Origin of the sequence: Bradyrhizobium altum (assembly GCF_020889705.1) — a bacterium.
GTDB lineage: Bacteria > Pseudomonadota > Alphaproteobacteria > Rhizobiales > Xanthobacteraceae > Bradyrhizobium > Bradyrhizobium altum.
Genome location: NZ_JACMYP010000313.1, coordinates 1 through 9333, shown reverse-complemented (window position 1 = coordinate 9333; position 9333 = coordinate 1). Strand labels below are relative to the sequence as shown.

At 64.8% G+C, this 9333-nt stretch carries 8 protein-coding genes; all 8 read right to left on the bottom strand.

Annotation, left to right across the window (positions count from 1 at the left end; translation table 11 throughout):
- Positions 1–146: 146 nt before the first annotated feature.
- Positions 147–740 (bottom strand): hypothetical protein, encoded by a 594-nt coding sequence (locus H8B02_RS41440; protein ID WP_229171450.1) that lies wholly within the window; start codon positions 738–740, stop codon positions 147–149.
- A 2-nt stretch (positions 741–742) separates the two neighbouring features.
- Positions 743–2641, bottom strand: coding sequence for a putative porin (locus H8B02_RS41435; protein WP_092122700.1), 1899 nt, complete (start codon positions 2639–2641; stop codon positions 743–745).
- Positions 2642–2704: 63 nt separating this feature from the next.
- A complete protein-coding gene (locus H8B02_RS41430) occupies positions 2705–3514 on the bottom strand; it encodes a TonB C-terminal domain-containing protein (RefSeq protein ID WP_229171449.1) in 810 nt (269 codons plus the stop codon).
- Complete coding sequence (locus H8B02_RS41425) at positions 3511–4044, bottom strand: hypothetical protein (RefSeq protein ID WP_229171448.1); 534 nt, start codon at positions 4042–4044, stop codon at positions 3511–3513. The genes H8B02_RS41430 and H8B02_RS41425 overlap by 4 nt, the downstream gene beginning before the upstream one ends.
- 20 nt (positions 4045–4064) lie before the next feature.
- Positions 4065–4469: an ExbD/TolR family protein gene (locus tag H8B02_RS41420; RefSeq protein WP_092122695.1), complete on the bottom strand. Its 405-nt coding sequence runs from the start codon at positions 4467–4469 to the stop codon at positions 4065–4067.
- A gap of 5 nt (positions 4470–4474) precedes the next feature.
- Positions 4475–6514, bottom strand: a complete 2040-nt coding sequence (locus tag H8B02_RS41415; protein ID WP_229171447.1) for a DUF2341 domain-containing protein — start codon at positions 6512–6514, stop codon at positions 4475–4477.
- The gene (locus H8B02_RS41410) at positions 6514–8217 is read right to left on the bottom strand and encodes a ShlB/FhaC/HecB family hemolysin secretion/activation protein (protein WP_233287956.1); all 1704 of its coding nucleotides are present in this window, start codon (positions 8215–8217) and stop codon (positions 6514–6516) included. The genes H8B02_RS41415 and H8B02_RS41410 overlap by 1 nt, the downstream gene beginning before the upstream one ends.
- Positions 8218–8570: 353 nt before the next feature.
- Positions 8571–9333: FecR family protein (locus tag H8B02_RS41405; protein WP_229171445.1), on the bottom strand; the 763-nt coding region annotated here is incomplete at its 5' end.

The window sequence follows — 9333 nt, the reverse complement described above, 5'->3', positions numbered from 1 at the left end:
CTTCCTGACCGGAGCCTGCACGGCGCGCGGCGCGGGAGCCTGGGTCTGGGCCGGCGTCTGCGCCGAGGCATCGAGCGGCGCAACGAAAGCCGCAACGGCGGCGGCGAGACCGATCGACCGAAGCGGCTTCACGATAGTGGCGGTCGTCATGGATTCACCTTCTGATCGAGGAATTTGTCCTGGCTTTCCTGCAGCTGATTCTGGATTTCGACGCGGCGCTGCTGAATCATCGGCTCGCGCGAGACCACGATCTCGCCGATGGTCAGGTCCTTGTAGCGCTGCACCATCTCCTTGCCGGCCTTGATCAGCTGGGTGTTCTTGGCGACGCAGCTCTTGGTGCTGGCCTTGTAGGCGGTGGCCTCACCTTCGAACTTGGCCCGCTCGGCGTCCTTGGTGCGAGCGACCGTGGCAGCTTCTTCGTAAGCCGACTTCCACTTCTCCAGCGTCTCGTCGCGTTCGGCGAGCCGTTGATTGAACTCGTCGACGGCGTCGCGATGTTCCTTGTCGGCCTTCTTCAGCTGCGCCTTGAGGTCGTCGACCTCCTTCTTGGCCGCCGCCTTTTCGCGATCGGCGTCGGCGACCTTGGCCTGCAACGCCGTGCGCTGGTCTTCCAGCGCACGGGTCTGCGCCGTCGCGCTGCGCAGGGCGTCGCGCAGGCGGTCGGTCTCGGACTGGGCGAATGCGGTGCCGGAGCTCAATGCTCCGATCACCATCATCAGGACGAAGAGTGCGATGCGCATGGTCAGAACTTCGCGTTGAGGTCGACTTGCAGGACGTCGACGGCATAGGGGCTGCCGGCGATGCTGTTGGCGCTCATCCAGCGCAAGGTCGCCCAGACATTCTCGCCGAGACCGATATTGCCGCCGACGAAATAGCCCTTGAGGTTGGTGCCGCCGAGACCGAAGTCGGAGTCGGCGAAGGCGTCGATGGTGGCGTCGGATTCGAGGTATTTGTAGCCAGCGTGGACGTTCCAATCCCAGAGATGCTTGATCTCCCTGTTGCCGACGGTGACGCGGCCGAGCCAGCCCTGATTGCCGCCGTTGAACGCGCCAGGCGTGGTGCCGCCATCCGGGCTCGGCCCGCGATTGTTCATCAGCACGCCGTAGGTTGCCGCAGCCGCGTTCATGAAGGAGCGGCTGAACGCGGTGTTGTAGACATACTCGCCGTCGAGCACGATGTGGGTCGGATGGAATTGTCCGAGATCGAGCTGTCCGCTGACGACCACCGGCCGGTACTGGCTGACCAATCCGAAATATTCGAACTGGTTGATCGTGCCGCCATTGTTACCGGTGCCCGGAGGATCGGCGATGATGTTACGCAGCGGGAAATAGGTATTGCCCTTCTGCGCGAAGGACGGCCGGGTCAGGTCGGTGTCGCAGACGTCGGATGCGGACGAGACCCTGCAGGGGCTCGAGAACTGGCCCTGAACATTGTCGAAGTCGTAGAAGGCAACGCCGAACCGGAATGAGTATTCCGGGCTGAACCGGGCATTGAAGCCGACCTGGCCTCCGAACAGCCACTTGTCGTGGCTGGCAAACTTGCTGGGCGGTGAGTTCAGGTTGCTCGGATCGGCCGGTAGATTGCTGCCGGCATTGAAATCGGTGTTGTAGATCGGGAACGCACCGCCCACCGCAAACGGCGTGAAGCCTTCCCACACCTCGTGCTTGGCCTGAACGGCGAAGCCGTCGAAGCCGAGCTCCTTGTACCAGACCAGATCGGTCGGCGACCAGAATGGATTGTCGATGCGACCCGCGGAGATCCTCAGATCGTCGCCCCAGGTCTGCCAGTTGATGTAGCCGCGATCGAGCCAGACGCCATACTTTGAGAAGTTGCCGCCACCGCCGCCAAGGGTCTGGTTGGTCGACACCGGCGAGCTGTTCTCGCCGGTCGCAATGCGCAGGCCGGCAGTGAACCCGTACAGCAGGTCGGCTTCCATGCCGAGCCGGCCGCGGAAGCGGAACTGGTTGCGATCCTGCGTGGCGTCGTAGGTCGGACCAAACGCAGTGCTCGAAATGTCATACGGCGATCCGGTATTGATCGCGTTATAGTTGGCGGCGCCGGCCTGGTCGTTGCCGGTCGGGAAATAGGCACCCTGATAGCGCACGCGCGCATCGCCGTAGAAGCGGATGCGTTGCGCCCATTCCGGGTAGGTTCCGGGCGACGCCCAGTTCTCTTTCTGCGCCTTGGCCATCACCTCCTGCTTAATCTCTTCCCGTAACTGTCTTTTGACGACTTCGGGAACGTAGGTCACGTGCCGCGTGCCGGGCGGCTGCGCCGCCGCGGCGGCGGCGGTTGCGGCCTTGGTGGCGTCGTCGGCCTTGGTGGTGGCGTCCTTGGCGGCCTGGCGGGAGACATAGGCCTCGTCCTCGGCCTGCTTGATCAGCGCCTGGGCCTGCTCCTCCTTGAGGACACCCTGCTGCACCAAGAGATTGACGAGGTTGACGGTGGCATTCGACGATGTCGGCTTGGTGCTCGACACCTTCGGCTTCTTTGCGTCGGTCCGCTTCGCCGCGGCGGCGGGACCCTGCTCGGCAGCCTGGTCCGCGGTCTGGCCCACGGCCGGCGTTGCGCAGGCGAGCGCGCTCAGCGACACCGCAAGCGGCAACGCGCGCCATTCTGCGTGAGCTCGTTTCTTAAACATCAGTCCCCCAGTTCTCACTCGCACATTGAATTTCGAAGGTTGGTCGTTCGTCAGTCGGTCTCGTCAGCTCGGCCGTCGCGCGGTGACGCGCGTGACCACCGGCATCGGCATGTCCTTGGGTGGCGGCTCGCGCAGCGTCAGGCTGCCGATCACCTCGTTGCGAAGCGCCGCATCGATCTCCGGATTGCCGGAGGACGGCGTCAGGACGACGCGGGTGACGTGGCCGGAGCCGTCCACCCACAGCCGCACCTGGATTTGCGTCGCCATGTTGCGGGTCTTCGGATTGGCGCGGATCGCCGCCTCGACCTGCGAGGTGATGATCGTCGTGTACCAACCCCAGCGGCTGCCACCTCCGCCGCCTCCGCCATACGGGTTGCCGCCGGGCTTGCCGCCGAGATTGAACAGATCGCCGGGTCCCGTCGGCTTGGCATCGAGCGACAGCGGACCGGGCGGCTCGTCGTTCTTGGCGTCCTTGGCCGGCTCGTCCTTCGGCTTGTCGACCGGCTTCTCTTCCTTGAACTCGGGCTCCGCCATCTTGGGCTGCTCGATCATCTTCTGCTCGGGCTGCGGCTGTGGCGGCGGAGGCGGAGGTGGCGGCGGCAGCGTCACATTGACGATGGTGAGATCGCGCACCTGACGCGGCGGCGGCAGATCGTCGTGACCGAGAAAGAAGTAGACGATGCCGCCAAGGAACAGCGCGACCACCGCCACCACCGCGCCGTAGCGCAGCAGCGCACTGCGCTCGCCCTTCCGGGCGGCCGTGTTGCGCGCAGCCGTCGGCGGCGCCGCGGCTGTTGCGGGCGCGACGGCAACATCTTGATCGTCGGCTGACGGCGCGGCACGCGCGTTCTGGTCCCGCATCGGCGCGTTCATGGCGCGGCCTCCACCGAGGCGCGGTCGAGCAGCCTGTCATTGACGTATTGCATGACGAAGCTGGCAAGCGCGTCGAAGTCCGTGGTCTTCAGGATGACCTTGGTGTCAGGGCCTGCTTCGATCGCTGCGTCGAAGGTCTCAACCTCGCTCAAATAGTCGACATAGGCCGTCGCGTCGATCGACAGGCGGGCCCACGGGCATCGCGAGATTGTCAGCCGCAGCGGGTTGTCGGCGGGCTCACGGCCTGCGACGTGCCGGCGCAGCACATCCGCGAGCTTGACCAGCAGGGCCTCGCCATGAACGGGAAATGCCACCACCTCGCCGCGCGGCTCTTCGCGCACGTCCGCGGCGACCGGTACCACACCGAGTTCCGCACCAATACCGGCGCGGATCGGCACCTGCGAAACGGGCTCGGCGCGCGTGACGTCCGCGGCGCCGCAGCCGTGATCGAATGATCGCATCATGCCGCTCAGCCACGACCGCAGCGTCCTGCGCTCGGTCAGCGGGAAAGGTGATGGCTGCGTGATCATGGCGCCGCTTTCCGACTGGCTCACTTCACGAGCGGCTTGGTGGCGAGCCCGACCTGGCTCAGCCCGATACGGCTGAGCAGATCGAACACATCCATCACGCTCTGATACTGCGCCTGCGCATCGCCGCGCAGCACCACGGGAAATTCCGGCGTCAGCGCCTTCTGCTGGATCAGCCGTTGCTCGAGTTCGGCCAAGGTCACCGGTATGGTGTCGAGAAAAATCTTGCCGTCATTGGCGACCGTGATTGCCTTGGTGGTCTGGGTCGCAAGGCTCGGCGCCGCCGAGGCCTTCGGCAGATTGACCTTCTGGCCCTGCACGGTCGCCGTCGTCATGATGATGAAGATCACCAGCAGCACGTAGGCGAGGTCGAGCATCGGCGTGATGTTGATGTCGTCATAGGGCTTGGAGTCGGCCTGGATCTGCATGGCCGTTACTCCGCAGCGATGCGGTGTTCGACCGGGTCCGGCCGGTCGGCGGAATAGAATTCCGCCATCTTGGTCACGAACTCGTCGACGAAGACCTGAATATCGTTGGTCAGGTCCTTGATCCGGGAGATCAGGTAGTTGTAGCCGAACAGTGCCGGGATCGCGACGCCGAGACCGGCGACGGTTGCGACCAGCGCCGCGGCGATGCCGGGTGCGATCGCGTTGACGTTGACGTCGCCGCTCGCCGCGATCGCCGCGAAGGTGATCATGACGCCGACCACGGTGCCGAGCAGGCCGAGGAACGGTCCGCCGGAGATCGCGATGGTCAGCACCACCATCAGGCGGTTGAGGCGCTGCATCTCCTTGACGACGCCGCTATCGAGCGCCGCGCGGATCGCCGCGATCGAGACCGCCGAAAGCACCGGAGCGCGCTGCGAGTTGCTGAAGCGGTGGCGGATTTCCGCGGCGCCGATGTGGTAGATGCGGTAGAGCGAGGACGATCGCATCATCTTGGCGTCGGCCTCGGTGAGGCGTCCGCCCAGCGTCGAGATATCGTCGGCGTCGCCGCGATCCAGCATGGTGAGATCGGCCGCGATCTCGCGGAACCCCTTCATGAACTGGGCATTCGCCTTGGCCTGCTTGCTGAGATACGAGGCTCTGTCGAACATCACCACCCAGCTGACCGCGGCCATGATCAGCAGAATGCCGATCACCACCCAGCCGTCGAGCGTCACCGACTTCAGGATCACAGCGAAGTAGCCGGACAGCCAGCTTGCGGTCTCCTCGTCGACGCTGAAGGCCATCAGCTTGGCCTGGTCGGGGCCCTGCCCGATCGCCATCACCTTGATCAGTCCGGCGGGGCGCGCGACCTTGCTGATTTGCAGTTCGTCGATGTCGCCGACGAAGCCGGCCATCGCGACGGCTACAGGCGCCGGTGCCGGCGTTGCCGCCGCATCCGGCGTCGCCGCGGGCGCGGCGCCACCGTCCGCAGCCGGCGCATCAGGGGGCACTGATGGTGTTGCTGCGGACGGGGCCGTCGCAGGCGCGATCGGAGAGGCACTGGAGGTCGACGAGTCTCCTCCGATCAGGCCAACGGTATTGAGGGCGGGCAGGCTCGCGCTGAGCGCGGCGTAGGATACGCCGTCGAGATAGAGCGTGACCTGGCCGTTTCCGGCAACGACGGCGACATGATGCCAGCTGCCGGCCGCCACCGGCGCTCCGGCGCTCGAGCGCTGCACGGAGCCCGGGTTGGTGACTTCGACAAACGGACTGCCGTTGTCGACCCCGACCACCAGTGCGTTGGCGCCGTCACGCCGGCTGAACAGCGCGGCGTTGGGCTGCAAGCCCGCCGGCTTGATCCAGGCCGACCAGGTCAGCGCAGCACCATCCGGCGACGCGAGCGACGGTGAGGCGGGCACGGTCACCGGCGTGCGACCGTCGAGCCGCAAGCCGGTCCCGATCAGCGAACCGTCCGCCGGCTGGCCGACGCTTTGGGCGTTATTGGCCCACACCGAGGAATCGATCGCCGGCGTACCGCGTTCGTTGAAGTGATAGACCGTCAACGTATCCGGATCGTAAGTGCCCTTCGGATCGCTGGTCGCGAGCGCTTTCTTGTTGCCGTAATAGAGCCAGATATCGGTCCGCGCGCCCGGCGCGATGTTCGGCACCGCGACCCAGACCAGGCCTTCGCCGAGCAGCGAATCGAACTTCTCGATATGATGCTTCAACGGCGTCTTGTCGTCACCGGCGACGAACCGCAGATCGCTGCCGTCGTCCTTCGCCGAGCTGAAGCGGAAGTTGCCGACATGCAGCCGCACCAGCACCGGCACCCCGCCGATCGGATCCGTGACGTTGGCACCCGACGCGCTGACGTCGACGGTGATCTTCTTGCGCAGCGACCATTCGTCGTTCCACCACGCATTGGCCGGCGCGAGCGACCCCACCAGGGCGACGAGCCCGAACAACAACGCCGTCGCGACGTTCGCAACGCCTCGGCGCAGCGCCGCCCGGCGCGTGCGTCGCTCGAGAGTAAGATCTACCGCCATCAGAATTCACCCCAGATTCGGAAGTTCACGCGCGGACTGTTTGCGTGCGTGTATTGTTGAGCGACCCCTGGCACCGAAAGCGCGACCATGCCGTTGAAATATTCGAAGGTCTTGAATCGCGTGCCGAGGCCGTAGCTCCATGCGACGAATGACGATTGCTGATCAGGTAGCGGCTGCTGGATCGACGCGTAGCCGGCATCGAAGAACGTGAAGAAGCGCCAATCGTTGAAGGTAATGAAGCGCGGCTTGCCGTCGCCGGTTTCGCTCTTGAGCTCGCCTTGCAGCATGCTGCCGACATTGGGTGTGCGCAGCTCGAAATTGGCGACCGCGCCGTTGTCGCCGAGCACCTCGGATTCGAGGTAGCCGCGAACGGTATCGAGACCGCCGAGGCTGAACTGCTCGCTCGAGACCAGCGGGCCGTCGGCAATCTGGCCCTGCACCTTGCCGTAGAGCTGAAAGCCTTCCGGCAGCTCCTGGGTATGCGAGACGTCGAGGTTGAGGTGGGTGAAGCTCGGCGAAGCCTTGAAGCGCTTCGCGTCGAACTCGTCCCACGGGCTGCTCAGCGTCCGGATGTTGTAGGTCACGCCGGCATTGAACTGCGTCGTGAACTTCTCTTCTTGGAACGTCGCCCCATAAGTCGCGACGACGGGATAATAAGTGACAGGTGACGAGAACCCGTCGGTGCCGAGCTTCACGGTCTGGTCGAAATGCTTATAGTCCATGCCGACCGACAGCGTGTGGAACAGGCCCTCGCGCGTCGGCAGCGTGATCACGGCGCGCTCGCCGATGATCGTGCCGGGACCGACCACATTGGTGCCGCCGATCGTCGCGACATTGCTGTTCGACTTGACGCTGTAGAACAGCAGATTGAGCCAATCGGCGTTCGGCACGCGCGCCATATACGAGCCGGAGAACACCTCGGCATCGCTCGGCCGCTCCGGCGCAACCTGATAGGTGAAGCTCAGGGAATGCCCGAGCTGCCACAGATTGTCGTAATGCACGGTGGCGGAGACGCGACTCGCCGTGGTGGACGGCGATTGCCGGTTGTTGACTTCGAGGCTGGCGTGGAACGGCGCCTTGTCCTCGACATTGAGATCGACGTCGACGGTGCCCGGCGCCACGCCGGCACGCAGCGCCGGAGTCACACGACGATCCGGCCACTGGTTGAGCGACACGATGTCCTTGGTGACGTCACCGAAATTGGGAACGGTGCCCTCCTTCAGCGAAGGCGCGCTGTCCTTGATCCGGTCGAGATCGAAATAACGCGAATTCTTCACCCGCAGGCGCCCGACCTTCAGCTCAGTCACCTTGAGGGTGACCACACCGCCGGTCACGTTCTGCTGCGGGACCGCGACGCTGACGGTCTGGAAGCCCTTGTCGTGATACGCCTTCTCCAGCGCGGCCCGCGCCTTCTCGACGTCATCAGAGGTCTTGCCCGGACCGAGGAAGGGATAGATCGCCTCCTCGATCTCGACTTGCGGCAGCTTATCGGCGCCCTGTACGGCGAAGTCGTCGATGTCGAAGCGCTGCAGCGGCGCTGACGGCTTTTGCGCCGGTGCATTCGCCTGCGCCGACTGCTTGTCCGCCGCCGGCGCTGCGGCCGTAGCCGCAGCCGCATCTTTCGCTGCTTCCTTCGCCGCACGCGCCGGAACGATGGCCGCCACGGAGCCAACCACGGTGAGTGCCGCAGCCGACACGCGCAACCCGATCCGGCATCGCTGACGATGCCCGAAAACCCGATGATCTCTTCGACTACGCACAGACGTCCCACTTACTTCGCGCAGACGCGCGCCATCGCGACAGGAAGGCCGCGATGACGACGCCTTACTCTGAAGACGACTGGGCGAACGCAAACCCGCAAAAGAATCTGCGGCGGCGCAAAAGAAATTTTTGGTTTGTTAGGAAATCGAGCGCGCAGCGCCGATTCGTTCGATTAGAGCACCGTTCCAATCGAAGCTGAACGCGGCTCTCGATCTTTTTGACGCGTTTTCTTCACGCGAACCGGTATCCATCCCGCATCAAGTGCGGGACAGGCTTCGCTCGAAAACGCTCCAGGTCAGCTCATCAACACCACACCGCCGGGCAGCGATGTGATCCGCGCGCCGAACAGTTGCTCGACCTGGGCGACGAAATTGTCGAGCTTGTCGACCTGGAATGTGCCGTTGACGAGCCGGCGTTTCAGTTCCGCGTTGGTAATGATGATCTTTCCGGCGCGGTACCGGTTCACTTCGTCGACGACGCTCGCCAGCGGCCGGTCGCGGAAGATCAACAATCCGGTCTGCCAGGCCGCGACCTGCTTGGCGTCGACCGGAAGCGATGCCTGCAGGCCCGCGCGTGAGTAGGTGACCTGTTCTGACTTGCGAAGCTGCACGGAACGGCCGTCCTGCTCGACAGTGACGATACCGTCGAGGCACGTCACCGAAACCACGCCATCGAGGCAGCGCGCGTTGAAATCGGCCTGCAGCGCGCTGATGCGGCCGTCGCGCGCCAGCATCACCAGCGGCGTCGACGACGACCTGCGGGCGACCACCGAGGCCTCGCCCGAAATCAATTCGACCCGCGTCTCGTTCGCCGCAGGCCGCAGCGCCAGGCTGGTCTGGGTGTTCAATTCAACCGAAATGTCGGGCGCCAGCATCACCTTGCGCTGTTCGCCCTTTCCGGTCCGGTAGTCGGCCGAGAGTTCCTCGATCGACGGCCACATGTCGAGCGGCGGGCGGATCATCACATAGCCGGCTGCGGCTGCGATCGCTCCGCCGAACACGATGCGGCGCGTCAAGAGGCGTGATGGCCGGGGCGGCAACGCCACCACGGGGGCCGCG

Excerpts from the sequence above, each read along its gene's own strand:
- H8B02_RS41440 (WP_229171450.1), bottom strand. The coding sequence starts at position 740 with ATGCGCATCGCACTCTTCGTCCTGATGATGGTGATCGGAGCATTGAGC.
- H8B02_RS41435 (WP_092122700.1), bottom strand. The coding sequence starts at position 2,641 with ATGTTTAAGAAACGAGCTCACGCAGAATGGCGCGCGTTGCCGCTTGCG.
- H8B02_RS41430 (WP_229171449.1), bottom strand. The coding sequence starts at position 3,514 with ATGAACGCGCCGATGCGGGACCAGAACGCGCGTGCCGCGCCGTCAGCC.
- H8B02_RS41425 (WP_229171448.1), bottom strand. The coding sequence starts at position 4,044 with ATGATCACGCAGCCATCACCTTTCCCGCTGACCGAGCGCAGGACGCTG.
- H8B02_RS41420 (WP_092122695.1), bottom strand. The coding sequence starts at position 4,469 with ATGCAGATCCAGGCCGACTCCAAGCCCTATGACGACATCAACATCACG.
- H8B02_RS41415 (WP_229171447.1), bottom strand. The coding sequence starts at position 6,514 with ATGGCGGTAGATCTTACTCTCGAGCGACGCACGCGCCGGGCGGCGCTG.